Source organism: Pseudomonas sp. IT-P258, from assembly GCF_949767825.1.
In the GTDB taxonomy this organism is placed as follows: domain Bacteria; phylum Pseudomonadota; class Gammaproteobacteria; order Pseudomonadales; family Pseudomonadaceae; genus Aquipseudomonas; species Aquipseudomonas monachiensis.
In genome coordinates this window covers 587,865-612,628 of the sequence record NZ_CATKPU010000043.1, presented here as the reverse complement: position 1 = coordinate 612,628, position 24,764 = coordinate 587,865, and the positions used below count along the sequence as shown (strand labels likewise).

Sequence of the window (24,764 nt, the reverse complement as noted above, 5' to 3'; positions counted from 1 at the left end):
TCGTTTCGACTGCGCCGGAAGTGGGGCGAATTATAGGCCTCCAGAATCTGCCGTCAACAGCTATTTTCATAAAACTGTCATATAGTTCAAAAAGCCCCAGAAACGCGAAGGCCGGCCACAAGGGCCGGCCTTCTTTACCCTTCTACTTACAAGCTAGGGAACGCGAACTGCGAAGCTTCATGGCTCGCACGCTGCGGCCAGCGCTGGGTGATGGCCTTGCGGCGGGTATAGAAACGCACGCCATCCGGGCCATAGGCGTGCAGGTCGCCGAACAGCGAACGCTTCCAGCCGCCAAAGCTGTGATAAGCCACCGGCACCGGCAGCGGTACGTTGACACCGACCATGCCGACTTCGATCTCGTCGCAGAACAACCGCGCCGCTTCGCCGTCACGGGTGAAGATGCAGGTGCCGTTGCCATATTCGTGATCGTTGATCAGTTGCATGGCTTCTTCCAGGCTGTTGACCCGAACAACACACAGCACCGGCCCGAAGATCTCTTCTTGATAGATGCGCATTTCTGGCGTGACGTTGTCGAACAGGCAACCACCCAGGAAGAAGCCTTCCTCGTGACCAGCGACGGTCAGGCCACGGCCGTCCACCACCAGTGTCGCGCCGGCGGCTACGCCGTCTTCTACATAACCGCTGACTTTGTCCCGCGCCTGGCCAGTCACCAGTGGGCCCATGTCCAGGCCGCAGTTGGTACCGGCACCGATTTTCAGCGCCTTGATTTGCGGAACCAGTTTGGCCACCAATGCATCCGCGACCTGGTCACCCACACACACCGCTACCGAGATCGCCATGCAACGCTCGCCGCAGGAACCGTAGGCCGCGCCCATCAGTGCGCTGACAGCGTTATCCAGATCCGCATCCGGCATCAGCACCGCATGGTTCTTCGCACCGCCCAGGGCCTGGACGCGCTTGCCGCGCTTGGTGCCTTCGGAATAGATGTATTCGGCAATCGGCGTCGAACCAACGAAACTCAGCGCTTTGACTTCCGGCGCTTCGATCAATGCGTCCACCGCAGTCTTGTCACCATGCACCACGCTCAGCACGCCTTTCGGCAGACCAGCCTCCAGCAGCAGCTGGGCGATCAGCAACGTCGAGCTCGGGTCGCGCTCGGATGGCTTGAGGATGAAGCAGTTGCCGCAGACGATCGCCAGCGGGTACATCCACAACGGCACCATGGCCGGGAAGTTGAACGGCGTGATACCGGCAACCACGCCCAGCGGCTGGAAGTCCGACCAGGCGTCGATGTTAGGGCCGACGTTACGGCTGTATTCGCCCTTGAGGATTTCCGGAGCCGCGCAAGCGAACTCGACGTTCTCGATGCCGCGCTTGAGTTCACCGGCCGCATCTTCCAGGGTCTTGCCGTGCTCTTCGCTGATCAATTGCGAGATGCGCGCTTCGTTCTGCTCCAGCAGTTGCTTGAAGCGGAACATCACTTGGGCACGCTTGGCCGGCGGCGTGTTGCGCCAGGCCGGGAATGCAGCCTTGGCCGCGTCGATAGCGCTCTGGATGGTTTCGCGTGTCGCCAGCGGCAGCTTGTGGATAGCCTGGCCGGTAGACGGGTTGAACACATCAACCGCGCGACCGTTCTCGGTTACCAGTTCGCCATTGATCAAATGCGGAATAACGCTCATGGAAGCTCCTGAAAAGTTGTCCACAGGTGCTCGCTTCGGAGCACCTGTTGCTTGTAGGTATATAGAAGGAGAGATCAGTCGATCTTGCTCAGCACTTCGCCGACCGCGTCGAACAGACGATCCAGGTCCTGCGGCTTGCTGTTGAAGGTTGGGCCGAACTGCAGGGTGTCGCCGCCGAAGCGTACGTAGAACCCGGCTTTCCACAGCGCCATGCCGGCTTCGAACGGACGCACGATGGCATCGCCGTCACGAGGGGCGATCTGGATCGCGCCGGCCAGGCCGAAGTTGCGGATGTCGATGATGTTCTTGGTGCCCTTGAGACCGTGCAGCGCGTTTTCGAAATGCGGCGCGACTTCGGCCACGCTCTGCACCAGGTTTTCCTTTTGCAGCAGGTCGAGTGCTGCCAGGCCAGCGGCACAAGCCACCGGGTGCGCGGAATAGGTGTAGCCATGGGGGAATTCAACCGCGTATTCAGGCGTCGGCTGATTCATGAAGGTCTGGTAGATCTCGGAGCTGGCAATCACCGCGCCCATCGGGATCGCACCGTTGGTGACTTGCTTGGCGATGCACATCAGGTCCGGGGTCACACCGAAGGTGGTAGCACCGAACATGGTGCCGGTACGGCCGAAACCGGTGATCACTTCGTCGAACACCAGCAGGATATTGTGCTGGTCGCAGATTTCACGCAGACGCTTGAGGTAACCCTGAGGCGGAACCAGCACGCCAGCGGAACCGGCCAATGGCTCGACGAAGACTGCCGCGATGTTCGACGCATCGTGCAGTTCGATCAACTTCAGCAGTTCGTCAGCCAGGGCGATACCACCCTGCTCCGGCATGCCACGGGAGTAAGCGTTGCTTGCCAGCAAAGTGTGCGGCAGGTGATCGACGTCCATCATCGCCTGACCGAACAGCTTGCGGTTGCCGTTTACGCCACCGAGGCTGGTGCCGGCGATGTTCACACCGTGGTAACCACGGGCACGGCCGATCATTTTGGTCTTGGTCGACTGGCCCTTCAGGCGCCAGTAGGCACGGACCATCTTCACGGCAGTGTCAGCACACTCGGAGCCCGAGTCGGTGAAGAACACGTGGTTCAGGTTGCCCGGGGTCAGGTCGGTGATTTTTTCAGCCAGCTGGAAGGACAGCGGATGACCGTACTGGAAGGCTGGCGAGTAATCGAGGGTGCCCAGCTGCTTGGCGACCGCTTCCTGGATTTCCTTGCGGGTGTGCCCGGCGCCACAGGTCCACAGACCGGACAGCGAGTCATATACCTTGCGGCCCTTATCGTCGATCAGCCAGCTGCCTTCGGCGCCAACGATCAGCCGTGGATCGCGCTGGAAGTTGCGGTTGGCGGTGTAAGGCATCCAGTGAGCATCGAGCTTGAGCTGGCTGGCCAGGGAAGTCGGGGCGTTTTCAGGCAAGTTCATGGGCAAAACCTCGCAAGGCAATAAGCGGCGTAATGATTGAAAACCGTTGTTGCAGCTAAATTGCCACGGAGATAAAGTCTGTGAAATGCAACTCTTCTAATGTTCAGTCAGCCAATTACTAAACTTTTGAGTAACCCGCATGAGCACTCGCCGTCCCGATCCGCTGGCCCAGGTCAGCGACTTTGATATTCGCCTGCTGAGGATTTTCCGCAGCGTGGTGGAATGCGGCGGCTTCTCTGCGGCGGAAACCGTACTGGGCATCGGGCGCTCGGCAATCAGCCAGCAGATGAGCGATCTGGAGCAGCGCCTCGGTCTGCGCCTGTGCCAACGGGGACGTGCCGGGTTTTCCCTGACCGAAGAAGGCCGCGAGGTCTATCAATCGGCGTTGCAGCTGTTAAGTGCACTGGAAAGCTTCCGCACCGAGGTCAATGGCCTGCACCAACACTTGCGCGGCGAATTGATCATCGGCTTGACGGACAACCTGGTCACCCTGCCCCACATGCGCATCACCCATGCCCTTGCGCAATTGAAAGAACGCGGCCCGGACGTGCAGATCCAGATCCGCATGATCGCGCCCAATGAAGTCGAACAAGGCGTGCTCGACGGTCGCCTGCACGTCGGCGTGGTACCGCAGGCCAGCGCACTGTCGGGGCTGGAGTATCAACCGCTGTACAGCGAGCGGTCGCTGTTGTACTGCGCAGTCGGGCACCCGCTGTTTTATGTCGACGACAAGCAACTGGACGACGAACGCCTGAACAGTCAGGACGCCATCGCACCCACCTTCCGTTTGCCGGCGGAAATCCAGGCTCACTACCAGGCACTCAACTGCACCGCCAGCGCCTCGGACCGCGAAGGCATGGCGTTCCTGATCCTGACCGGGCGCTACATCGGTTACCTGCCGGATCACTACGCGAGTCTTTGGGTGCAGCAAGGCCGGTTGCGCGCATTGAAAGCCAAAACGCGTTTCTATGATCTCAGCCTTGCATCGGTCACCCGCAAGGGTCGTCGCCCGCATCTTGTGCTGGAAAGCTTTCTGGAGAGTCTGGCGGCGACGCGCTGAAAGACTTGTCTGTAGCCTGCCGGTGCGCTATCAACGCACTGGCCGCACCCACTCATCTTCTCGGAAGTGCCTATGACCTTTGAAGTCCCTGCCCACGGCGCAAAACCCGTCAGCCGCATTCGTCAGAAAAACGAAGAGACCATCATCAAGGCCGCCGAAGACGAGTTCGCCCGTCACGGGTACAAAGGCACGAGCATGAACACCATCGCCCAGAATGCCGGGCTGCCCAAGGCGAACCTGCATTACTACTTCACCAACAAGCTTGGTTTGTACGTGGCGGTGCTGAGCAACATCATCGAGCTGTGGGACAGTACCTTCAACACCCTCACCGCCGAGGACGATCCGAGCGAAGCCTTGACCCGCTACATCCGCGCGAAAATGGAGTTCTCCCGACGCCAGCCGCAAGCCTCGCGAATTTTTGCCATGGAAGTCATCAGCGGCGGCGAGTGCCTGACCGAGTACTTCAACCAGGATTATCGCGCCTGGTTCCAAGGGCGTGCGGGCGTATTCCAGGCGTGGATCGACGCCGGTAAAATGGACCCGGTCGATCCGGTACACCTGATCTTCCTGTTGTGGGGCAGCACCCAGCACTACGCCGACTTCGCCACGCAGATCTGCCGCGTCACCGGGCGCACCAGGTTGACCAAGCAAGACATGGAAGACGCCGGGGATAACCTGATCCGCATCATTCTCAAGGGCTGCGGCCTGAAACCTGCCATCTAAGCACTTATGCCATTTACCCTCAGCGGTTTTTGCGAATACCGCGAAGAGATTCGCAAGAGCCGCTTCATGACCTTCGCCGCGCCGATCTCCAGCCCGGCCGAGGCCCAGGCGTTCATTGAACAGCACAGCGACTTGAATGCCTCGCACAACTGCTGGGCCTGGAAACTCGGCGATCAGTATCGCAGCACCGATGATGGCGAGCCCGGCGGTACGGCAGGCCGGCCGATTCTGGCAGCGATCGAGGCACAGGATTGCGATCAGGTCGCGGTGCTGGTGATTCGCTGGTATGGCGGCATCCAACTGGGCACCGGGGGGCTCGCCCGAGCCTATGGCGGGGGTGCAAACAAATGCCTGCAAGCTGCGCCGAAGATCGAGCTGATCAGCCGGGTTCCGCTGCGTTGCGCGTGCGGATTTGCCGAGCTGGCCCTGGTCAAGCTGCGGGTGGCAGAGGCAGGTGGATTGGTTGTGGATGAGAGCTTCACCGCCAATGGTGTCGAGTTGCTGTTGGCCGTGGGCGATGCGCAGATCGACACCTTGCAGTCACAACTGGCCGATTTGAGTCGCGGGCGCATTCTGTTACAGCGCTGAATCACAGGCTGCGATCTTTTGGGGCACGCCGGCTTTTCACTTATTCCATATTTGCCCACATCTGCTGTGCACCCGGCTGTGGATAACCTGAGCACATACCGCTGTAACCCTTCTGTCATGCGGCTTTGCGGACTTTGCTCAATTTTCGTCCAATCTGCCATCAAGCACATCAAATTCAAATAAAAACAAACAGTTACAACGGTTTATCGCCTTTAGAAGAAAGCCACTCAGTGCTTATGCCCGTGCTCTGAGCTTGCACACAAATACTGTGGAGCAATCTGTGGATAACCCGTTCATGGCCGTCTCGGCGCCCTGCACGGTATGGCTTGTGGTTGATTGCTCATTTTTTGAGCAAAAGCACGCGAGCAAAATAGGGGCTTGATTTGCGCCATTGCCCCCATGTGGTGCCGGACTCTGCGTAGCGCATCCGAAAGCTGCGTACTCAACGCCTCTACTCGCAGGGCTTCGAGGTTTTCCTGACCTAATGGCCAGAAAATTGCTTTATCCACAGGCACAAGTCCAACAGCACTGAGCCTGTCATGCCCAATCACGCTCCAATCCCCGATACGGTTCCGCGCCTGCAACTGCGCAGAATCAGCAAACGCTACCCCGGTTGCCTGGCCAACGATGCCATCGACCTGACCATTGCCCCTGGCGAGATCCATGCCCTGCTCGGGGAAAACGGCGCGGGAAAAAGCACGCTGATGAAGATCATCTACGGCGTCACCCACGCCGATTCCGGCGAAGTGATCTGGCAAGGTCAGCGGGTGAGCCTGCGCAACCCGGCCCAGGCCCGGGGTTTGGGAATCGGCATGGTGTTCCAGCATTTCTCGCTGTTCGAGACCCTGAGCGTGGCGCAGAACATCGCCCTGGCCATGGGCGCGGCGGCAGGCACGCCCAGACAGCTTGAGCCGAAGATTCGCGAAGTGTCCCGGCGCTATGGCATGGCGCTGGAACCGGAGCGACTTGTCCACAGCCTGTCGATCGGTGAACGGCAACGGGTGGAAATCATTCGCTGCCTGATGCAGGACATCCGTCTGTTGATTCTCGATGAACCGACTTCAGTGCTGACCCCGCAGGAGGCCGATGACTTGTTCGTTACCCTGCGCCGGCTCGCCGCCGAAGGCTGCAGCATTTTGTTCATCAGCCACAAGCTCGGGGAAGTGCGCGCGTTGTGCCACAGTGCAACGGTTTTACGAGGCGGTCGGGTGGCCGGGCATTGCGTGCCGGCCGAGTGTTCGGATCAGCAACTGGCGCGCTTGATGGTCGGTGAAGCCGCGGAGTTGATCGCTGACTATCCGAAGGTTACCGGAGGTGATGCGTTCCTTGATGTCCGTGGCTTGTCCTGGCACAACCCGGACCCGTTCGGCTGCTCGCTTGCCAACATCGACCTTGAAGTGCGCCGCGGTGAAATTGTCGGCATCGCCGGTGTCGCCGGCAATGGCCAGGATGAGTTGCTGGCCTTGCTCAGCGGCGAAGAACTGTTGCCCCGCAACGCCAGCGCAACGATAAGTTTTGGCCGGGAGCCAGTCGCCCATTTGCGTCCCGATGCTCGCCGCCAACTCGGCCTGGCGTTCGTCCCCGCCGAACGCCTGGGTCATGGTGCGGTGCCGGAGCTGAGCCTGGCGGACAACGCGCTGCTGACCGCTTTCCAGCAAGGATTGGTGAGCAACGGCCTGATCCGGCGCGGCAAAGTCGAAGCACTGGCCGAGGAAATCATCCGCCGTTTCGGGGTCAAGACACCCGATAGCCAGGCGCCGGCCCGCAGCCTGTCCGGGGGCAATTTGCAGAAATTCATCCTTGGCCGGGAAATCCTTCAGCGTCCGAAACTGCTGGTCGCCGCACACCCGACCTGGGGCGTGGACGTCGGCGCCGCCGCCACCATTCACCGCGCCTTGATTGCCTTGCGCGATGCCGGCGCGGCGATCCTGGTGATCTCCGAAGACCTCGACGAACTGTTCCAGATCAGCGACCGCCTTGGCGCCCTGTGCGGCGGTCGACTGTCGGCGCTCCACGCTACCGTCGATACCCGCCTGAGCGATGTCGGCGGCTGGATGGCCGGCCAGTTCGGTGCCCCTCAATCACTCGCATCCGCCACGCGTTAACGGAGTGTCACATGCTGCTTTCTCTTGAACCCCGCGGCCAGCAATCGCGCCTGATGCTGTGGTGCTCGCCGTTGCTGGCGGCTGCACTGACCCTGGGCTGTGGATCCTTATTGTTTATCGCGCTCGGGCACGACCCGCTGTTGACCTTGCACACCTTGCTGATTGCACCGGTCAGCGACCTGTATGGCGTATCTGAACTGCTGGTCAAAGCCCTGCCGATTCTGCTCTGCGCATTGGGCCTGGCCGTCGCCTATCAGGCGCGCATCTGGAACATCGGTGCCGAAGGTCAACTGCTGCTCGGTGCGTTGGCCGGCAGTGCGCTGGCAGTGAACATCGTCGACATGCAAAGTCGCTGGGCGCTGGTGCTGATCTTGCTCACCGGCACCTTGGCCGGAGCTGCGTGGGCCGGGCTGACGGCGTGGTTGCGCACGCGCTTCAACGCCAATGAGATCCTCACCAGCATCATGCTCAATTACATCGCCCTGAACCTTTTGTTGTATTGCGTGCACGGGCCACTGAAAGATCCGGAAGGTTTCAATTTTCCGCAATCGGCGATGTTCGGCGACGCCAGCCGCTTGCCGCTGCTGATGGAAGATGGCCGGGTCCACGCCGGGGTTTACTTCGCCCTGCTCGTGTTGGTGACCGTGTGGGTGTTGTTGCAAAAAAGCTTTGTCGGTTTCCAGATCAAGGTGCTCGGGCTGGACAAGCGGGCCGCCGGTTTCGTCGGCTTTCGCCAGAAGCGTCTGATCTGGCTCGCTCTGTTGATCAGCGGCGGCCTGGCGGGGCTTGCCGGTGTTTGCGAAGTTACCGGCCCCATCGGCCAACTGGTGCCGCAGGTCTCGCCGGGCTACGGCTATGCGGCGATCACCGTGGCATTTCTCGGCCGTCTGAATCCTGTCGGCATATTGTTTTCCAGCCTGTTGATGGCGCTGCTGTACATCGGCGGCGAAAGCGCACAAATGAGCCTGAACCTGCCGCAAGCGATCACCCAATTGTTCCAGGGCATGATGCTGTTTTTCCTGCTGGCCAGTGATGTGCTGATCCTCTACCGACCGCGCTTGAACCTGCGCTGGACCCGCCGCGCACAAACCACCGCCGTACAAGCAGGAGCGCTGTGATGGATATCGATCTGCTGAGCAATATTTTCTACGCCATGGTCCGCTGCGGTACGCCGTTGCTGCTGGTGGCGCTGGGGGAACTGATCTGCGAGAAAAGCGGCGTCCTCAACCTCGGCCAGGAAGGCATGATGCTGTTTGGCGCGGTGATCGGTTTCATCGTCGCGTTCAACACCGGCCACCTGTGGCTCGGCGTGTTGCTGGCGATGCTCGCCGGGATGCTGTTGTCATCGCTGTTTGCCCTGGTGGCACTGGTGTTCAACGCCAATCAGGTGGCCACCGGCCTGGCCCTGACAATTTTCGGCGTGGGCCTGTCGACCTTCGTCGGCTCAGCGTGGGTCGGCAAACCACTGGCGGGGTTCGAGCCGATGGCGATTCCCTACCTGAGTGAAATCCCGCTGATCGGGCGGATGCTGTTTGCCCAGGACCTGTTGGTGTATCTGTCGTTCGCGCTGTTTGCGCTGGTGGCCTGGGTGATTCTGAAAAGCCGCGCCGGGCTGATCATCCAGGCGGTCGGGGAAAACCCGGATGCGGCCAGCGCCATGGGCTTGCCGGTGCTGGCTGTGCGCACGCTGGCGGTGTTGTTCGGCGGTGCGATGGCTGGGTTGGCCGGGGCATATCTGTCCCTGGCTTACACACCAATGTGGGCGGAGAACATGAGCGCCGGGCGTGGCTGGATTGCCCTGGCGCTGGTGGTGTTCGCCAGTTGGCGGGTGTGGCGCCTGCTGCTCGGCGCCTACCTGTTCGGGCTCGCCAGCATCCTGCACCTGGTGGCGCAGGGATTGGGACTGGCGATTGAGTCCAGTCTGCTGGCGATGCTGCCGTATGTCGCGACCATTGTGGTGCTGGTGCTGCTGTCACGGGATGCGCTGCGCACACGGTTGTATGCGCCAGTGTCATTGGGGCAGCCGTGGCAGGCTGGGCATTAGTGGTTGTCTGGTCTGGCCTCTTCGCGAGCAAGCCCGCTCCCACACTGGATGGGTGTGAACTCGGTCAAATGTGGGAGCGGGCTTGCTCCGGGCGGCGTTCCGACGAAGGCGTCCGAACAGGCAACACCTGAACCACGCCCCATGCCAATTCAAACACCAGAAAAACCACCAGCAGCGAACTCGCGCCCTGGATCAGGGCATAACCCTGCCAGGTCGAGAACAGAAACCTGGCCACGGCGTCATAGCGCCCATAAACCTGCTGCGGATCACGAATCCGCAGCACCGCCCATACGCAGACAATCGACCCCAGCAGATTCGCCATCAGCATGTGCACCGGTTCGAACGGTGGCAGCTCACCGGGCAAACTCAGCGCCTGGCTCACCCCTGTCAAAAGACCATGCAACGCAGCAAAACTCCACGGCGTGACGAACGCGACCGTCACGATCAGGTCATACCAGGCACTGCCTTGCACCAACCGGCGATATTGCGTTGTAGTCCACATCGACATTGCTCCATCAATCCAGGGAGCAACAAGGCTAAAGCCTGGAGTATGCTCCAGGGTCAAGCCCCCTCGAGACGTCATGATGCGCATCGGTGAATTAGCCCAGGCCAGCGCCGTCAGCCGCGACACGCTGCGCTTCTACGAGCAGCGCGGATTGATTGCGGCACAACGCAGCGCCAACGGGTATCGCGACTATCCGCCAGACGTGGTGCAACTGGTGCAATACATCAAGACCGCTCAACGACTGGGCTTTACCCTCGGCGAGATCGGCAACAGCGTCGCTACAATCTGGCAATCGCCCGATCCGGACACCGCCGTCACGCAGCTGCTGCAAGACAAACTCAAACTGATCGAAACCCGCATGGCCGAACTCGGCGCGCTGCGCGAAGAGTTGCAACAACGGCTCGGGCAACAGTGTCCATTGAATCCACAATCCTGACCTTTCAAGGAAGCCACTCATGTCCAAGGCAAAAACCGCACTCATCATTGGCGCCTCCCGGGGGCTTGGCCTCGGGCTGGTGAAAACCCTGCTGGCCGATGGGTGGCAAGTCACCGCCACCGTGCGCGACCCGCAAAAAGCCGAAGCCTTGCAGGCCCTGGGCGATGTGCGGATCGAAAAGCTCGACATGGACGATCAGCAGGCAGTGTCCGCCCTGAGCCAACAACTCAAGGCCGATGTGTTTGACCTGTTGTTCGTCAATGCCGGGGTCAAGGGGCCGGAGGTCCAGACGCCGAACGGCGGCGCGACAATGGCCGAAGTCGGCCAGCTGTTTTTCACCAACGCCGTGGCGCCAATCAACCTGGCCCAGCGTTTTGTCGACCGGATCCGCCCGGACACCGGCGTGCTGGCGTTCATGAGTTCGGTGCTGGGCAGCGTGACCATGCCCGATGCGCCGGAACTGGCCCTGTACAAGGCCAGCAAGGCGGCGCTGAATTCCATGACCAACAGCTTCGTCACTCAGTTGGGCGAAACCGGGCTCACCGTGCTGTCGCTGCACCCGGGCTGGGTGAAAACCGACATGGGGGGTGAAGGCGCGGACATTGACGTGGAAACCAGCACCCGTGGCCTGGTCGATCAGGTGAATGCGTATGTCGGCAAGGGCGGGCATCACTTCATCAATTACCGGGGCGAAACCATTCCCTGGTAATCACCGCCGCCCACAGGGGGGTGTTGTCCTGTCGGGTTGGGCTTGCCCGCCAGAGCGTTTTGATCGACACTTCGCACCTCGCCTCCCCGGCGAACCTGGATCAGCAGACAGGGCAACACTGAGCTGGCAACCCTGAACCCAACTTTCAGAGGAGCCGGCCAACATGCCTGCGACCCGTACCTGGTTAAAGAATCCCCTCGCCATTTTCACCTCCAACGGTCTCGATGCCCGTGGTGGCCTGGTGCTGCAAGACGGTTTGATCGTCGAAGTACTCGGCGCCGGTCAACAACCGTCCGCCCCGTGCAATGAAGTGTTCGATGCCCGCGAACATGTGATCCTGCCGGGCCTGATCAACACCCATCACCACTTCTATCAAACCCTGACCCGCGCCTGGGCGCCGGTGGTCAATCAGCCGCTGTTCCCGTGGCTGAAAACCCTGTACCCGGTCTGGGCACGCCTGACCCCGGAAAAACTCGCCCTCGCCACTAAGGTCGCGTTGGCTGAATTACTGCTGTCCGGTTGCACCACCGCCGCCGACCACCACTACCTGTTCCCGGAAGGTCTGGAAAACGCGATCGACGTGCAAGTCGAAAGCGTTCGCGAGCTGGGCATGCGCGCCATGCTCACCCGCGGTTCCATGAGCCTCGGCGAAAAGGACGGTGGCTTGCCGCCGCAACAGACCGTGCAGGAAGGCGAAGTGATCCTCGCCGATAGCCAGCGCCTGATCGCCGAGTACCACGAACGCGGTGACGGCGCGCAAATCCAGATCGCCCTGGCACCGTGCTCGCCGTTCTCGGTGACGCCGGAAATCATGTCGGCCAGCGCCGAACTGGCGAACAAACTCGACGTGCGCCTGCACACCCACCTGGCAGAAACCCTCGACGAAGAGGATTTCTGCCTGCAACGCTTCGGCCTGCGCACCGTGGACTATCTGGACAGTGTCGGCTGGCTCGGCCCGCGCACCTGGCTGGCCCATGGCATCCATTTCAACCCGGACGAAATCGCCCGCCTCGGCGCCGCCGGCACCGGCATTTGCCATTGCCCGAGTTCGAACATGCGCCTGGCTTCGGGCATCTGCCCGAGCATCGAATTGACCGATGCCGGTGCCTTGCTTGGTTTGGGCGTGGACGGTTCGGCGTCCAACGATGCCTCGAACATGATGCTCGAAGCGCGCCAGGCCCTGTACATCCAGCGCCTGCGCTACGGCGCCGAGAAGATCACCCCGGAGCGCGTGCTGGGCTGGGCGACCAAGGGTTCGGCAAGCCTGCTGGGCCGTACCGATATCGGCGAATTGGCGGTGGGCAAGCAGGCCGACCTGGCGATGTTCAAGCTCGATGAACTGCGCTTCTCCGGCAGTCATGATCCGGTCTCGGCGCTGCTGTTGTGTGGTGCTGATCGCGCGGATCGAGTGATGGTCGGCGGCAAGTGGCGGGTGATCGATGGGCAGGTCGAAGGGCTGGATCTGAAAGGCTTGATTGCTGACCACAGCCAGGCGGCTCGACAGTTGATTGCAGGGACCTGACAAACACCGAGTAAAACATGTGGGAGCAAGCCCGCTCCCACATTGGTTTTGTGGATTGGCGCACCAGTGGATGGCAACCGTGCAAGGACATGCACTGTTATCGGACTTCAAGGACCTGTCGCGAGCCTGCTCGCGATAGCATCACCGCGGATTCATGTTTTGTTGTCTTGTTGGTCAGCAATTTGCATTGCCCTGTGCAAGCCAGAGAGCCCAGCCAACCTCACAACAAAATGGAGTTCCAATTCATGCACAACCGTCCGTTGAAGAAGCTGCTTTGCGCCGTTGCGGCAGCCATCGGTTTGAGCGCCAGCCTGACCGCCGCAGCCGCCGATCCGCTGAAAGTCGGCTTCGTCTATATCGGTCCGATCGGTGACCACGGCTGGACGTATCAGCATGAACAGGGGCGCAAGGAACTCGCGGAAAAACTCGGCTCGCAGATCACCACCAACTACGTGGAAAACGTCGCCGAAGGCGCCGACGCCGAGCGAGTGATCCGCAACATGGCCAAGGACAAATACGACCTGATCTTCACCACCTCCTTCGGCTACATGAACCCGACCGTGAAAGTCGCCAAACAGTTTCCCAAGGTGACCTTCGAACACGCCACCGGCTACAAGCAGGACAAGAACCTCGGCACTTACCTGGCGCGGACATACGAGGGCCGCTACGTCGGTGGCTTCCTCGCGGCGAAGATGACCAAGACCAAAAAAATCGGCTACGTCGCCTCGTTCCCGATCCCGGAAGTGATCCGCGACATCAATGCCATCCAACTGGCCCTGAACAAGTACAACCCCGGCACCGAGATCAAGGTGGTGTGGGTCAACTCGTGGTTCGATCCGGGCAAGGAAGCGGACGCCGCCAACGCACTGATCGACCAGGGCGTGGACGTGGTGTTCCAGCACACCGACAGCCCCGCGCCGATCCAGGCCGCCGAACGTCGCGGCGTGTATGCCGTGGGCTACGCTTCGGACATGGCGCACTTCGGGCCGAAAGCGGTGCTGACCTCCATCGTCAACGACTGGGGCCCGCACTACGTCCAGGCAACCCAAAGCGTGATCGACCATGACTGGAAACCCCAGGACTATTGGGGCGGTTTGAAGGAAGGCACCGTTGAGCTGCCGATCAGCGACCTGGTGCCTGCGTCGGTGAAGAGCGAAGCCGAGCAGCTCATTGCCGACATCAAGAGCGGTGCGCTGCAACTGTTCACCGGGCCGATCAAGGATCAGGCCGGGGTCGAGAAAATCCCGGCGGGCGCGAGCGCGACCACGGCGGAACTGGCGTCGATGAATTACTACGTGGAAGGCATGAAGGCCGAGATTCCGAAGTAAGTTCTCAGCCACAGCACAACTCCCCTGTGGGAGCGGCGGTGCGGCGATCCGACTTGCTCGCGAAGGCGTCATCACAGTCGATATAGATGTCGCCTGATACACCGCTTTCGCGAGCAAGCCCGCTCCCACATTGGATCTTCAGCGTTCTTAAGGACTGCGCATGAACCAACTCCCCATCATCGACATTACCCCGCTCTACAGCGACGACCCATCCGCCTGGCCAGCCGTGGCCGGGCAAATCGACCTCGCCTGCCGCGAGTGGGGATTTTTCTACATCAAGGGCCACCCGATCAGCACTGCGCGAATCGACGAACTGCTTGACCATACCAAGCGCTTCTTCGCCCAACCCACCGCCGAAAAGCTCAAGATCGACATCACCCAGACCCGTCACCATCGCGGTTACGGCGCCATTGCCACCGAGCAATTGGACCCAAGCAAGCCCAGCGACCTCAAGGAAACCTTCGACATGGGCCTGCACCTGCCGGCCGGGCACCCTGACGTACTGGCGGAAAAACCCTTGCGCGGGCCCAATCGCCATCCGTCCATCCCCGGCTGGGAAGCGTTGATGGAACAGCACTACATCGACATGCAAGCCCTGGCGCAAACACTGTTGCGGGCCATGACCATCGCGCTGGGGATTGAGCGCGATTTCTTCGACACACGTTTCAATGACCCGGTCAGCGTACTGCGGATGATTCATTACCCGCCGCGCCACACCGCCAGTTCCGAAGAGCAGCAAGGTGCCGGGGCGCACACCGACTACGGTTGTATCACCCTGCTCTATCAGGACGCCGCCGGTGGCTTGCAGGTCCGCAACGTCAAAGGCGAATGGATCGACGCACCGCCGATCGAAGGTACGTTCGTGGTCAACCTCGGCGACATGATGGCGCGCTGGAGCAACGACCGTTACCTGTCGACGCCGCACCGGGTGATCAGCCCCCTCGGCGTGGATCGTTACTCGATGCCGTTTTTCGCCGAACCGCACCCGGACACCCGCATCGACTGCCTGCCCGGCTGTCAGGACGCATTGCACCCGGCGAAATATCCGGCCACCACCTGCGCCGAGTTCCTGCTCTCGCGCTTCGCCGATACTTACGCTTATCGACGGGAACTGGAAACGATGTGATGAACCGCCTGGTCAGGTTTTACCAATTGTTGCGGCAACCCTCTGTAGAATGGCGACCATTGCACCTGATGAGAAAAGAATTATGTACGACTGGCTGAACGCCCTGCCCAAGGCAGAATTGCACCTGCACCTGGAAGGCTCGCTGGAGCCCGAGCTGTTGTTTGCCCTGGCCGAGCGCAACAAGATTGCCTTGCCATGGAACGACGTCGAAACCTTGCGCAAGGCGTATGCCTTCAACAACCTGCAGGAGTTCCTCGACCTGTATTACCGGGGTGCCGATGTGCTGCGCACGTCCCAGGACTTCTATGACCTGACCTGGGCGTACCTGCTGCGCTGCAAGGAACAGAACGTGATTCACACCGAACCGTTCTTCGACCCGCAGACCCATACCGACCGTGGCATCCCGTTCGAGGTGGTGCTCAACGGCATCGCCGCCGCGCTCAAGGATGGTGAGCAGCAACTGGGCATCACCAGTGGCTTGATCCTGAGCTTCCTGCGCCATCTGAGCGAAGACGAAGCACAGAAAACCCTCGACCAGGCGCTGCCGTTCCGCGATGCGTTCGTCGCCGTGGGCCTGGACAGCTCCGAGATGGGCCACCCGCCAAGCAAGTTCCAGCGCGTGTTCGACCGTGCCCGTCACGAAGGCTTCCTGACCGTCGCCCACGCCGGTGAAGAAGGCCCGCCCGAGTACATCTGGGAAGCCATCGACCTGCTGAAAATCCAGCGAATCGACCATGGCGTGCGCGCTATCGAAGACGAACGCCTGATGCAGCGAATCATCGACGAGCAGATCCCGCTGACCGTGTGCCCGTTGTCGAACACCAAGCTTTGCGTGTTCGATCACATGTCACAGCACAACATCCTCGACATGCTGGAACGCGGCGTGAAAGTGACCGTGAACTCCGATGACCCGGCGTACTTCGGTGGCTATGTCACCGAGAACTTCCATGCACTGCACACCCATCTGGGCATGACCCAGGATCAGGCCAGGCGCCTGGCGCAGAACAGCCTCGATGCGCGGTTGGTGAAACCGTAAGGTTCGGCGCCAATGCCCCGTGGGAGTGAGTACATTCGCTCCCGCAACGGTGCACTAAAGCGCCATCTCCAACTCGGTTTCCCGGGCAAAGCGACAGATCTCGCGTTGCCCGGAAGCCGTCACCTGCAAGGCTCGGGAATCGTTGGGCAGGCTCAACCACCCCGACTGCATGAACAACTGCAACAATGCCGCGCCCAGCGAGCCACCCAAGTGCGGACGTCTTTCGCTCCAGTCAGGGCACGCGCAGGCAACCCTGCCGTTGTGATGGGTCAGCGCCTGGATGAACACTCCCCGTGCCGCCAATTCCGTCGCGCCCTTGAGGGTGACCGTGACCCGCTGATCGAAGTGCTCGATCCAGCCAGCCTCCAGCAGTCGCTGATACAGATCGGCGGACAGGGTGCCTCCCATGTGATCGTCACACAGTCGGGCACTCAACAATGGCGAACGCACCGCCCGGGGTTTGACCAGAGGCGCATTGCGCTTGAATACGTCCGGAATATCCTGGGGGGCGCTGGCGAAGGTCGCGCTGGCCAGTGCTTCGATTGCCGCCCCGACCTCGGGAGCAGCCAGGCGGAAGAAGCGTTTGCGGCCGCGGTTTTCAACCTTCAGCAGACCTCCGGCCGACAAACGCCCCAAATGTGCACTGGCCGACGACGATGACAGACCGGCCAGCAATGCCAACTCTTCGGTTGTTCGCGCCGAACCATCCATCAAGGCCCACATCATTGCGCTGCGCTTTGGGTCAGCCAGCAACGTGGCGATCTGGCTGATGCAAGGTGCATGTTCCATGTATTCACTCCCTGTTGAATCGTTTCGTCTACTGCCCAGAGAAATCTTGACCAGTAATGTGTCGTCGGCCAATCCGTGGAAACTGCCATAAGCCCGGCAACGCCTTGCTCACTCATTTGCGCTGCCTGGTCGATGCTGCGTAGGCCAGAAGGATGACGTTCAGCCGGGCCGACTCGAACGTGGACCCGCCATTGGGGATCGACGCTACTGACATGATGAGGGCGCTAGTATATGCGGGTTGGTCGGCGGATCCTTTCCTCCGCCCGGCGTAGGTGGTGATCGTTCCTGAGGGAAATTTCTCTTTTTTCGTGCGACTAATGATCGATATCCGATAAGCCCGGAAATTGACTACTCAAAAGGGCGCATCGTCCGGCAAGCATTTCACGCAACAGGTTCACCGGCTTACTCAACTGTGCGCGATGGGCGCACAACAGATTCAACGGTGCGCGCTCACAGAGCAGTTCCGGCATCAGCACCTTCAAGCGGCCGGCCAGTACATCGGCGGCCACATCGAGCCAGGACTTGTAAGCGATCCCGGCACCTGCCACGGCCCAAAGGCGCACGACATCGGCATCGTCACTGAAACGATCGCCGCTGACGGTCAGGCTGACTTCGCGCTTGCCGTCGTGAAAACTCCAGTGATCGTGGACCCGGCTGCCGAGCATGTACAACAGGCAATTGTGCTGTGCCAGTTGCTCCAGATGCCGCGGCTCGCCATGCCGGGCCAGATAGCCGGGAGCGGCGCACAACACCCGGCGGTTCTGCGGGGCGATGGGCAGCGCCACCAGGCTGGAGTCCTCTGGTTCTCCGTAACGCAGGGCAATGTCTACCGGTTGGCGGAACAGGTCGGCGATGCGGTCCCCCAGCAGCAGGCGCACGGTGAGTTTCGGATGCTCGCGTTGAAACTCGTCGAGCCAGGGCAGCAGCAGATTGCGGCCAAAGTCCGATGGCGCCGACAGTTGCAGCACCCCGCTGACCTGGTCCTGACCACTGGCCAGCAATCGCCGGCCCTCGTCGAGATTGCTCAGGGCCGCGCGGGCGTATTCGAGAAAGCCCTCGCCTTCGGCGGTCAGGCGCAGGCTGCGGGTCGAGCGGGCCAACAATCGGGCGCCGAGTTGTTGTTCGATGCGCTTGAGCGCCGCGCTGGCCACCGCCGCTGACATGTCCATGCCCCGCGCAGCGGCGGACAGACTGCCCAGGTCCGCCGCCCGGACAAACAACTGCAAGTCATCGAAACGCAGCATCAGAGCTCCGATTATCAAAAAAATATTGAAAGAGACTGCTCTTTTAGCCGGTTTTATCTTCAGTAGAAATAGCCAATCATCTGCCCCATCGAATCTCTTCTTTATCAGTGTTCCGGAGCCGCCCATGAAAGCCATTGCCTACTACGCCTCGTTGCCGATCAGTGACGACCAGGCGCTGCAAGACATCGAACTGCCGGAGCCGGTCGCCGGCCCCCGCGACTTGCTGGTGGAAGTCAAGGCCATCTCGGTCAACCCGGTGGACACCAAGGTGCGCCAGAACGTCCAGCCTGAGGGCGGCGCGGCCAAGGTGCTGGGTTGGGACGTGGCCGGTGTGGTCAAGGCCGTGGGCAGTGAAGTGACGCTGTTCAAGGTCGGCGACAAGGTGTTCTACGCCGGCTCCATCACCCGTGCGGGCGGCAACAGCGAGTTGCATGTGGTGGACGAGCGCATCGTCGGCCACATGCCGAAGACCCTCGGATTCGCCGAAGCCGCTGCCCTGCCGCTCACCGCGATCACTGCCTGGGAACTGTTGTTCGAGCGCTTGCAGGTAGCCGAAGGCAAAACCGATGAAGGCCAGAGCCTGTTGATCGTCGGCGCGGCGGGTGGCGTGGGCTCGATTCTTACGCAACTGGCTCACCAACTGACGGCCCTGAAAGTCATCGGCAGCGCTTCGCGTGCGCAAACCCAAAGCTGGGTAAAAGAGCTGGGCGCCGACCTGGTGATCGACCACAGCCAGCCACTGAGCGAAGCACTCAAGCATGCCGGTGTGGATCAGGTCACCCACGTCGCCAGCCTGACGCAAACCGACCATCACCTGGACCAACTGATCGAGGCTCTGGCACCCCAAGGCAAACTGGCGCTGATCGATGATCCCAAGTCGCTGGACGTGACCAAGCTCAAGCGCAAGAGCCTGTCACTGCACTGGGAGTTCATGTACACCCGTTCGCTGTTTGAAACCGCGGACATGATCGAGCAGCACAACCTGCTCAATCGCGTCGCCGGGTTGATCGATGCCGGGACATTGAAAACCACGGTTGGCGAACACTTCGGGACGATCAACGCGGCCAATCTGCGCCGGGCCCATGCCCTGCTGGAAAGCGGCAAGGCCAAAGGCAAGATTGTGCTGGAAGGATTCTGAAGCGCTGAAAAAAACCACCGCTGATTTCATCGCTTTCCGCTGTTTTCCGCCTGCGACCGGGCAATCCCGGTCGCAGGCAGCCTCTGTGGCCCCCTCGAAAAAGCCGCGTTTTTTTTAGTTACAAACCGTCAGTCAGACAGTTGATCCTTGTCACAATGGTGACCGTATACGGGACTACAATCGAATCTCCTGCGAGGCATTCTTTTACGAGACATCTTTTGCGAGAGGAGTTCGGCTATGAAGATCCTGATAAAAGAACTGGCAAAATCCCAATGGCAAGTTCGCTTAGACCAACATGCTGTGACGTTCCGCAGCGAAGCAGAAGCGCGCGCTTTCACGCGCACCCTTGAAGCCCGCATCCAGGCCCCTCACCAGATTCCCGTCCTCCTTGCGCAGCGTGCAGCCGGCTGACTCCGGCCTCAAACCTGGGCTTGCGCCAACGCCCGGGCATTTTGCAACCGCCGGGTGAGCACCGCTGCGCTCACCACCAGAATTCCACACAGGCTGATGACCATGGCCATCGGCACGGCGCTGCCGTCGTGCAGCACGCCCACCAGTGCGGAGGCGCCGGCAGCCACGCTGAATTGCAGGCAACCGAGCAGCGCCGACGCGCTGCCGGCCCGTGCGCCCTGCCCGTTCATCGCACAGGCCGAGGCGTTGGGCAGGATGCAGCCGAGGCTGGCAATGCAGACGAACAACGGGAGCAACACCGGCCACAGTTGAGCGGTGTGCAGGGAGCTGATCGCGAACAGCGTCAGTCCGGCCGCCAGGTAAACCCACACGGCGCGCGCCAGCAAAAACGCCGGGCCACGTTTGGCCAGCAAGCGGGCGTTGACCTGCGCCACCAGAATGAAGCCCGCCGCATTGATGCCGAACAGCCAGCCGAAATGTTCCGCCGGGACGCCATAGAGTTTGATGAACACGAACGGTGAACCGGCGATGTAGGCAAACATCCCGGCGATGGCGATGCCCCCGGTCAGGGCATGGCCAAGAAATATCGGGTCAGCCAACAACCGGCCGTACTGACGCAGCGCACCCGACAACGGTTGACGCGGCATGTGGGCCGGCATGCTTTCCGGCAATCCCGTCGCAACCGCCAGCCCCGCCAGCGCACTGAAACCGGTCAAGGCCAGGAAGATCGACTGCCAGCCTGTGGTGTTGACCAACAACCCACCCAGCAATGGCGCGAGGATGGGGGCAAGCCCCATCACCAGCATCAGCTGCGAAAAGACTTTCGCCGACCCTACAGCATCACACTTGTCGCTGACCACCGCCCGGGATATCACCATCCCCGCGCAGCCGCCCAACGCCTGGATGAAACGCGCGCCGATCAGCCATTCCAGGTTTGGTGCATAGGCACACGCCACGGATGCAGCGGTGAACAGGCCGACACCGATGAGCAACGGAATGCGTCGCCCGAAACGATCCGCCACCGGGCCATAGGCCAACTGACCGATGGACAAGCCGAGGAAGTACACCGCCAACGTCATCTGAACGTGATTTTCGTCCGTCCCGAAAGCCTGGGCCATGGCCGGGAAGGCCGGAAGGTAGAAATCGATCGCCAGCGGACCGAAAGCGCTCAAGGCGCCGAGAATCAGAATGGTACGAAAGTTCATCAGGCATCCAGTGGGGCAGAGGTCGGCAGCCCGACAGTCTAGCCGCGCATGGACGCCTTGAACATTCCGGTAGCTCGCTAACTATCAAATTCAGGCCAGTTTGACGCCGTAACCCTCTTCACTGATCGCCTCGATCACCTGTTCGGCGGTCAGCGCACTTTCGACACCGACCTCCCTGGCCGCCAGATCGACCCGCACACTGGCCGCAGGGTCTTTAGCCTGGACTGCCTGGGTAATGGCCTTGACGCAGTGACCACAAGACATGCCTTCAACGTTGAACACTTGCATGGGATGACTCCTTTTCCGAGGGTTGAGCCCAGTTTCGAGCTTGCCACCATGGCAAGGTCAAGTTCTGAAGTTAGCTGCCGGGCTGGCAATCGGCGCGACGCTCGGCCAAGCTGCGTCCATCAATGACTCGAACTCAGGAGATTCAGCCATGCGCTGGTCAGTTTTCAGCCTGTTTGGCTTTCTCAGCCTTTTCGCCGCCATGCCTTCGGTCAATGCCGCTCAGGATTATGGCGTGCTGATCATTTCCCGCGAGCGACTGGAAGTCGCGACCAGCTGCGAGATCGGTGTGTACATCCAGGATCAACTGGCGGCACGACTGTTTCAGGAACAGAGCACCTCGTTCAACCTGCCGCCGGGCATCGTCTCGCTGCGCCTCAAGTTGCTTCCGGGTCAGATGCCGGGTTGCAATCCGGGCATGCTCGCTCCGGGCTCACAGGATATCCAGCTCAAGGCCGGGGATGTGCTCAAGTACCGGATCGCGATGACGCAGGAAGGGATGTACCTCAAGCGCGCCGGTCTCGGCTACTGAGCGGCGGCTTGATCTGAATCATGGCACTTGACCTTGCCAGCATGGCAAGGTTGATCCTGTGGTCATCTACTACAGGGAGTGCGACCGATGTCCGAATCCACCACGTTCGACCTGCCGATTGCCGGCATGACCTGCGCCAGCTGCGCCGGGCGGGTCGAGCGCGCCTTGAGCAAAGTCATTGGCGCCAGTGCCGTCAGCGTCAACCTCGCCACTGAGCAGGCGCGGGTCCAGGCACCCAGCGACAGCTTGCCGGCCCTGATGGATGCCGTGGCCAAGGCCGGCTACAGCGTGCCGCAACAGAGCCTGGAACTGAGCATCGACGGCATGACCTGCGCGTCCTGCGTCGGTCGGGTCGAACGTGCGCTGGGCAAGGTGGCCGGTGTGAAAAGCGTCAGCGTCAACCTGGCCAACGAACGCGCCCACCTTGAACTGCTCGGCCAGGTCGATCCGCAGACCTTGATCGCCGCTGTGACAAAGGCTGGCTACAGCGCCAGCATCTGGGAAGCCGAACACCCGCCAACCGACAATCAGCAACAGCGCCTGCACCGCGAACGCCTGGCCTTGATCATCGCCTTTGCCCTCGCCTTGCCACTGGTATTGCCGATGCTGCTGCAGCCATTCGGTGTGCACTGGATGCTCCCGGCCTGGGCGCAATTCGCCTTGGCCACGCCGGTGCAATTTATCTTCGGAGCGCGGTTCTACGTCGCCGCCTGGAAAGCCGTGCGCGCCGGAGCCGGCAACATGGACCTGCTGGTGGCCCTGGGTACCAGCGCCGGTTATGGCTTGAGCCTGTACGAATGGGCCACCGCCGCCGGGCGCATGCCGCATCTTTATTTCGAAGCCTCGGCGGTGGTGATTGCCCTGGTGCTGCTGGGCAAGTACCTGGAAAGCCGCGCCAAGCGCCAGACCGCCAGCGCCATCCGAGCCCTCGAAGCCTTGCGCCCGGAACGGGCGATTCGGGTGACCGATGGCCACGAGCAAGACGTCGCCATCAGCGCCCTGCGCCTCAATGACCTGGTGATGGTCAAACCCGGCGAACGCTTCCCGGTGGACGGCGAAGTGGTTGAAGGCCAGAGCCACGCCGATGAGGCCCTGATCAGCGGCGAGAGCCTGCCGGTGCCTAAGCAGCCCGGCGACAAAGTCACCGGTGGCGCGATCAACGGTGAAGGCCGGTTGCTGGTGCGCACCCAGGCCCTCGGTGCGGAAACCGTACTGGCGCGGATCATCCGTCTGGTGGAAGACGCACAGGCCGCAAAAGCGCCGATCCAGAAACTGGTGGATAAAGTCAGCCAGGTATTCGTGCCCACCGTGCTGCTGATTGCCCTGGCCACCCTGATCGGCTGGTGGCTGTACGGCGCGCCGATGGAGACCGCGCTGATCAATGCCGTGGCGGTGCTGGTGATCGCCTGCCCGTGCGCCCTGGGCCTGGCCACGCCGACGGCGATCATGGCGGGAACCGGCGTGGCGGCGCGCCACGGGATTTTGATCAAAGATGCCGAAGCACTGGAGCGTGCCCATGAAGTCAGCGCGGTGGTGTTCGACAAGACCGGCACCCTGACCTCCGGCGCCCCGCGCATTGCTCATCTGAGTGCCATCGACGGGAATGAGGCGAGCCTGCTGCAATTGGCCGGCGCCCTGCAACGCGGCAGTGAGCACCCGCTGGCCAAGGCTGTTCTGGATGCCTGTGCCGAGCGTGGATTGAAGGTGGCCGATGTCAGCGACAGCCAGTCCCTGACCGGTCGTGGTATCGCCGGCAACCTCGATGGGCGTCGCCTGGCGCTGGGCAATCGGCGCCTGCTGGAAGACAGCGGCTTGCATGCAGGGCCATTGGCCGACTCGGCGACCGCGTGGGAAAGCGAAGGCCGGACCTTGTCCTGGCTGATCGAACAATCCCCCGAACCACAGGTGCTGGGCCTGTTCGCCTTCGGTGACACCCTCAAGCCCGGCGCGCTGCAAGCGGTGCAACAACTGAACGCACGGAACATCAGCAGCCACCTGCTGACCGGCGACAATCGTGGCAGCGCCAAGGCGGTCGCCGAGGCGCTGGGCATCCAGGATGTGCATGCCGAAGTGCTGCCGGCAGACAAAGCCGCCACAGTCGCCGCACTGAAACAAACCGGCGTGGTGGCAATGGTCGGCGACGGCATCAACGACGCCCCGGCACTGGCAGCGGCCGACATCGGCATCGCCATGGGGGGTGGCACCGACGTCGCCATGCACGCGGCCGGCATCACCCTGATGCGCGGCGATCCGCGACTGGTGCCGGCCGCATTGGAGATCAGCCGCAAGACCTACGCCAAGATCCGGCAGAACCTGTTCTGGGCCTTCGTCTATAACCTGATCGGCATTCCGCTGGCGGCGTTCGGCTTCCTCAATCCAGTGCTGGCCGGTGCGGCCATGGCGTTGTCGAGCGTCAGTGTGGTGAGCAATGCGCTACTGTTGAAAACCTGGAAACCCAAGGACCTGGAGGACAACCGATGAACATCGGCCAAGCGGCCCGCCACAGCGGCCTGAGTGCAAAGATGATCCGTTATTACGAATCCATCGGCCTGCTCAAGGCAGCCCATCGCACCGACAGCGGCTACCGGGTATACGGCGATGACGACCTGCACACCCTGGCGTTCATCAAGCGCTCGCGGGACCTGGGGTTTTCCCTTGAAGAAGTCGGCAAGTTGCTGACCCTCTGGCAAGACCGCCAGCGCGCCAGCGCCGATGTGAAAGCGCTGGCCCGCCAGCACATCGACGAGTTGAACCAGAAGATCCGCGAGTTGGGCCAGTTGCGCGACACCTTGCAGGACCTGGTCGAGCACTGCCATGGCGATCATCGGCCGGATTGCCCGATTCTGAAGAATCTGGAGTCGGGGTGTTGCCCCTGAAATAGGCCTATAGGTAGGAGCTGCCAGTTGGGCACAAA

The 24,764-nt window shown here is 61.3% G+C and carries 24 protein-coding genes; 17 read left to right on the top strand and 7 right to left on the bottom strand.

The genetic code is table 11. The features are described from left to right. Window positions 1–146: 146 nt before the first annotated feature. Window positions 147–1,640 (bottom strand): CoA-acylating methylmalonate-semialdehyde dehydrogenase, encoded by a 1,494-nt coding sequence (locus ACM6G4_RS18635; RefSeq protein WP_414914293.1) that lies wholly within the window; start codon window positions 1,638–1,640, stop codon window positions 147–149. A 74-nt stretch (window positions 1,641–1,714) separates the two neighbouring features. Then, the gene (locus ACM6G4_RS18630; protein ID WP_056725210.1) at window positions 1,715–3,064 is read right to left on the bottom strand and encodes an aspartate aminotransferase family protein; all 1,350 of its coding nucleotides are present in this window, start codon (window positions 3,062–3,064) and stop codon (window positions 1,715–1,717) included. Window positions 3,065–3,203: 139 nt separating this feature from the next. Here ACM6G4_RS18630 and ACM6G4_RS18625 point away from each other — a divergent pair, with 139 nt between their 5' ends. From ACM6G4_RS18625 to ACM6G4_RS18600, 6 genes are all read left to right on the top strand, one after another. Then, complete coding sequence (locus tag ACM6G4_RS18625; RefSeq protein WP_007971880.1) at window positions 3,204–4,124, top strand: LysR family transcriptional regulator; 921 nt, start codon at window positions 3,204–3,206, stop codon at window positions 4,122–4,124. Window positions 4,125–4,196: 72 nt separating this feature from the next. Then, on the top strand, window positions 4,197–4,847 hold the full coding sequence (locus ACM6G4_RS18620) for a TetR/AcrR family transcriptional regulator (protein ID WP_008050321.1): 651 nt from the start codon (window positions 4,197–4,199) through the stop codon (window positions 4,845–4,847). 6 nt (window positions 4,848–4,853) lie between these two features. Further along, window positions 4,854–5,435: an IMPACT family protein gene (locus ACM6G4_RS18615; RefSeq protein ID WP_056725214.1), complete on the top strand. Its 582-nt coding sequence runs from the start codon at window positions 4,854–4,856 to the stop codon at window positions 5,433–5,435. Between the two features lie 539 nt (window positions 5,436–5,974). Beyond that, the gene (locus ACM6G4_RS18610) at window positions 5,975–7,540 is read left to right on the top strand and encodes an ABC transporter ATP-binding protein (protein ID WP_414914292.1); all 1,566 of its coding nucleotides are present in this window, start codon (window positions 5,975–5,977) and stop codon (window positions 7,538–7,540) included. Window positions 7,541–7,551: 11 nt separating this feature from the next. Next, complete coding sequence (locus ACM6G4_RS18605; protein ID WP_056725216.1) at window positions 7,552–8,658, top strand: ABC transporter permease; 1,107 nt, start codon at window positions 7,552–7,554, stop codon at window positions 8,656–8,658. Beyond that, window positions 8,658–9,584 (top strand): ABC transporter permease, encoded by a 927-nt coding sequence (locus ACM6G4_RS18600; protein WP_414914291.1) that lies wholly within the window; start codon window positions 8,658–8,660, stop codon window positions 9,582–9,584. The genes ACM6G4_RS18605 and ACM6G4_RS18600 overlap by 1 nt, the downstream gene beginning before the upstream one ends. Window positions 9,585–9,648: 64 nt before the next feature. Here the strand turns inward: ACM6G4_RS18600 and ACM6G4_RS18595 are convergent, their stop codons facing one another. After that, the gene (locus tag ACM6G4_RS18595) at window positions 9,649–10,086 is read right to left on the bottom strand and encodes a hypothetical protein (RefSeq protein WP_056725218.1); all 438 of its coding nucleotides are present in this window, start codon (window positions 10,084–10,086) and stop codon (window positions 9,649–9,651) included. An 82-nt stretch (window positions 10,087–10,168) separates the two neighbouring features. Here ACM6G4_RS18595 and ACM6G4_RS18590 point away from each other — a divergent pair, with 82 nt between their 5' ends. The 6 genes from ACM6G4_RS18590 (at window position 10,169) to ACM6G4_RS18565 (ending at window position 16,246) form a co-directional block, all read left to right on the top strand. Continuing rightward, the gene (locus ACM6G4_RS18590; protein WP_056726313.1) at window positions 10,169–10,525 is read left to right on the top strand and encodes a MerR family transcriptional regulator; all 357 of its coding nucleotides are present in this window, start codon (window positions 10,169–10,171) and stop codon (window positions 10,523–10,525) included. 19 nt (window positions 10,526–10,544) lie between these two features. Continuing rightward, the gene (locus tag ACM6G4_RS18585; RefSeq protein WP_414914290.1) at window positions 10,545–11,234 is read left to right on the top strand and encodes an SDR family oxidoreductase; all 690 of its coding nucleotides are present in this window, start codon (window positions 10,545–10,547) and stop codon (window positions 11,232–11,234) included. 163 nt (window positions 11,235–11,397) lie between these two features. Next, on the top strand, window positions 11,398–12,756 hold the full coding sequence (locus tag ACM6G4_RS18580; RefSeq protein WP_008050330.1) for an 8-oxoguanine deaminase: 1,359 nt from the start codon (window positions 11,398–11,400) through the stop codon (window positions 12,754–12,756). A 245-nt stretch (window positions 12,757–13,001) separates the two neighbouring features. Continuing rightward, the gene (locus tag ACM6G4_RS18575) at window positions 13,002–14,084 is read left to right on the top strand and encodes a BMP family ABC transporter substrate-binding protein (RefSeq protein ID WP_056725220.1); all 1,083 of its coding nucleotides are present in this window, start codon (window positions 13,002–13,004) and stop codon (window positions 14,082–14,084) included. 160 nt (window positions 14,085–14,244) lie between these two features. Further along, on the top strand, window positions 14,245–15,210 hold the full coding sequence (locus ACM6G4_RS18570) for an isopenicillin N synthase family dioxygenase (RefSeq protein WP_056725221.1): 966 nt from the start codon (window positions 14,245–14,247) through the stop codon (window positions 15,208–15,210). An 82-nt stretch (window positions 15,211–15,292) separates the two neighbouring features. Continuing rightward, entirely contained in the window at window positions 15,293–16,246 is a 954-nt protein-coding gene (locus ACM6G4_RS18565; protein ID WP_008021924.1) for an adenosine deaminase, read from the top strand. 54 nt (window positions 16,247–16,300) lie between these two features. Here the strand turns inward: ACM6G4_RS18565 and ACM6G4_RS18560 are convergent, their stop codons facing one another. Together ACM6G4_RS18560 and ACM6G4_RS18555 are read right to left on the bottom strand one after the other, a co-directional pair. Next, window positions 16,301–17,035: a helix-turn-helix domain-containing protein gene (locus ACM6G4_RS18560; RefSeq protein WP_056725222.1), complete on the bottom strand. Its 735-nt coding sequence runs from the start codon at window positions 17,033–17,035 to the stop codon at window positions 16,301–16,303. A 314-nt stretch (window positions 17,036–17,349) separates the two neighbouring features. Then, the gene (locus ACM6G4_RS18555; protein WP_056725223.1) at window positions 17,350–18,279 is read right to left on the bottom strand and encodes a LysR family transcriptional regulator; all 930 of its coding nucleotides are present in this window, start codon (window positions 18,277–18,279) and stop codon (window positions 17,350–17,352) included. Between the two features lie 124 nt (window positions 18,280–18,403). Between ACM6G4_RS18555 and ACM6G4_RS18550 the strand changes: the two genes are divergently transcribed. Beyond that, a complete protein-coding gene (locus tag ACM6G4_RS18550) occupies window positions 18,404–19,417 on the top strand; it encodes a zinc-binding alcohol dehydrogenase family protein (RefSeq protein WP_414914289.1) in 1,014 nt (337 codons plus the stop codon). Window positions 19,418–19,654: 237 nt separating this feature from the next. Continuing rightward, window positions 19,655–19,828: a hypothetical protein gene (locus tag ACM6G4_RS18545; protein ID WP_008050343.1), complete on the top strand. Its 174-nt coding sequence runs from the start codon at window positions 19,655–19,657 to the stop codon at window positions 19,826–19,828. A gap of 8 nt (window positions 19,829–19,836) precedes the next feature. Here the strand turns inward: ACM6G4_RS18545 and ACM6G4_RS18540 are convergent, their stop codons facing one another. Next, complete coding sequence (locus tag ACM6G4_RS18540; RefSeq protein WP_414914288.1) at window positions 19,837–21,033, bottom strand: multidrug effflux MFS transporter; 1,197 nt, start codon at window positions 21,031–21,033, stop codon at window positions 19,837–19,839. A gap of 90 nt (window positions 21,034–21,123) precedes the next feature. Next, a complete protein-coding gene (locus ACM6G4_RS18535) occupies window positions 21,124–21,321 on the bottom strand; it encodes a cation transporter (protein ID WP_046043755.1) in 198 nt (65 codons plus the stop codon). Window positions 21,322–21,469: 148 nt separating this feature from the next. Between ACM6G4_RS18535 and ACM6G4_RS18530 the strand changes: the two genes are divergently transcribed. The 3 genes from ACM6G4_RS18530 to cueR all read left to right on the top strand — a co-directional run bounded on the left by ACM6G4_RS18530 (window position 21,470) and on the right by cueR (window position 24,726). Continuing rightward, window positions 21,470–21,850 (top strand): hypothetical protein, encoded by a 381-nt coding sequence (locus ACM6G4_RS18530; protein ID WP_414914287.1) that lies wholly within the window; start codon window positions 21,470–21,472, stop codon window positions 21,848–21,850. A gap of 87 nt (window positions 21,851–21,937) precedes the next feature. Continuing rightward, window positions 21,938–24,331, top strand: coding sequence for a heavy metal translocating P-type ATPase (locus ACM6G4_RS18525; RefSeq protein ID WP_409078605.1), 2,394 nt, complete (start codon window positions 21,938–21,940; stop codon window positions 24,329–24,331). Beyond that, window positions 24,328–24,726 (top strand): Cu(I)-responsive transcriptional regulator, encoded by a 399-nt coding sequence (gene cueR, locus ACM6G4_RS18520; RefSeq protein ID WP_414914286.1) that lies wholly within the window; start codon window positions 24,328–24,330, stop codon window positions 24,724–24,726. Before ACM6G4_RS18525 ends, cueR begins: the two co-directional genes overlap by 4 nt. Window positions 24,727–24,764 lie beyond the last annotated feature (38 nt).

What these genes read in the sequence shown, in the direction of transcription:
- ACM6G4_RS18530 (WP_414914287.1), top strand. Translation starts at nt 21,470, where the DNA reads ATGCGCTGGTCAGTTTTCAGCCTGTTTGGCTTTCTCAGCCTTTTCGCC.
- ACM6G4_RS18575 (WP_056725220.1), top strand. Translation starts at nt 13,002, where the DNA reads ATGCACAACCGTCCGTTGAAGAAGCTGCTTTGCGCCGTTGCGGCAGCC.
- ACM6G4_RS18610 (WP_414914292.1), top strand. Translation starts at nt 5,975, where the DNA reads ATGCCCAATCACGCTCCAATCCCCGATACGGTTCCGCGCCTGCAACTG.
- ACM6G4_RS18535 (WP_046043755.1), bottom strand. Translation starts at nt 21,321, where the DNA reads ATGCAAGTGTTCAACGTTGAAGGCATGTCTTGTGGTCACTGCGTCAAG.
- ACM6G4_RS18565 (WP_008021924.1), top strand. Translation starts at nt 15,293, where the DNA reads ATGTACGACTGGCTGAACGCCCTGCCCAAGGCAGAATTGCACCTGCAC.
- ACM6G4_RS18590 (WP_056726313.1), top strand. Translation starts at nt 10,169, where the DNA reads ATGCGCATCGGTGAATTAGCCCAGGCCAGCGCCGTCAGCCGCGACACG.
- ACM6G4_RS18615 (WP_056725214.1), top strand. Translation starts at nt 4,854, where the DNA reads ATGCCATTTACCCTCAGCGGTTTTTGCGAATACCGCGAAGAGATTCGC.
- ACM6G4_RS18540 (WP_414914288.1), bottom strand. Translation starts at nt 21,033, where the DNA reads ATGAACTTTCGTACCATTCTGATTCTCGGCGCCTTGAGCGCTTTCGGT.
- ACM6G4_RS18595 (WP_056725218.1), bottom strand. Translation starts at nt 10,086, where the DNA reads ATGTGGACTACAACGCAATATCGCCGGTTGGTGCAAGGCAGTGCCTGG.
- ACM6G4_RS18585 (WP_414914290.1), top strand. Translation starts at nt 10,545, where the DNA reads ATGTCCAAGGCAAAAACCGCACTCATCATTGGCGCCTCCCGGGGGCTT.
- ACM6G4_RS18625 (WP_007971880.1), top strand. Translation starts at nt 3,204, where the DNA reads ATGAGCACTCGCCGTCCCGATCCGCTGGCCCAGGTCAGCGACTTTGAT.
- ACM6G4_RS18635 (WP_414914293.1), bottom strand. Translation starts at nt 1,640, where the DNA reads ATGAGCGTTATTCCGCATTTGATCAATGGCGAACTGGTAACCGAGAAC.
- ACM6G4_RS18605 (WP_056725216.1), top strand. Translation starts at nt 7,552, where the DNA reads ATGCTGCTTTCTCTTGAACCCCGCGGCCAGCAATCGCGCCTGATGCTG.
- ACM6G4_RS18600 (WP_414914291.1), top strand. Translation starts at nt 8,658, where the DNA reads ATGGATATCGATCTGCTGAGCAATATTTTCTACGCCATGGTCCGCTGC.
- ACM6G4_RS18570 (WP_056725221.1), top strand. Translation starts at nt 14,245, where the DNA reads ATGAACCAACTCCCCATCATCGACATTACCCCGCTCTACAGCGACGAC.
- ACM6G4_RS18580 (WP_008050330.1), top strand. Translation starts at nt 11,398, where the DNA reads ATGCCTGCGACCCGTACCTGGTTAAAGAATCCCCTCGCCATTTTCACC.
- ACM6G4_RS18620 (WP_008050321.1), top strand. Translation starts at nt 4,197, where the DNA reads ATGACCTTTGAAGTCCCTGCCCACGGCGCAAAACCCGTCAGCCGCATT.
- ACM6G4_RS18560 (WP_056725222.1), bottom strand. Translation starts at nt 17,035, where the DNA reads ATGGAACATGCACCTTGCATCAGCCAGATCGCCACGTTGCTGGCTGAC.
- ACM6G4_RS18555 (WP_056725223.1), bottom strand. Translation starts at nt 18,279, where the DNA reads ATGCTGCGTTTCGATGACTTGCAGTTGTTTGTCCGGGCGGCGGACCTG.
- ACM6G4_RS18525 (WP_409078605.1), top strand. Translation starts at nt 21,938, where the DNA reads ATGTCCGAATCCACCACGTTCGACCTGCCGATTGCCGGCATGACCTGC.
- cueR (WP_414914286.1), top strand. Translation starts at nt 24,328, where the DNA reads ATGAACATCGGCCAAGCGGCCCGCCACAGCGGCCTGAGTGCAAAGATG.
- ACM6G4_RS18630 (WP_056725210.1), bottom strand. Translation starts at nt 3,064, where the DNA reads ATGAACTTGCCTGAAAACGCCCCGACTTCCCTGGCCAGCCAGCTCAAG.
- ACM6G4_RS18550 (WP_414914289.1), top strand. Translation starts at nt 18,404, where the DNA reads ATGAAAGCCATTGCCTACTACGCCTCGTTGCCGATCAGTGACGACCAG.
- ACM6G4_RS18545 (WP_008050343.1), top strand. Translation starts at nt 19,655, where the DNA reads ATGAAGATCCTGATAAAAGAACTGGCAAAATCCCAATGGCAAGTTCGC.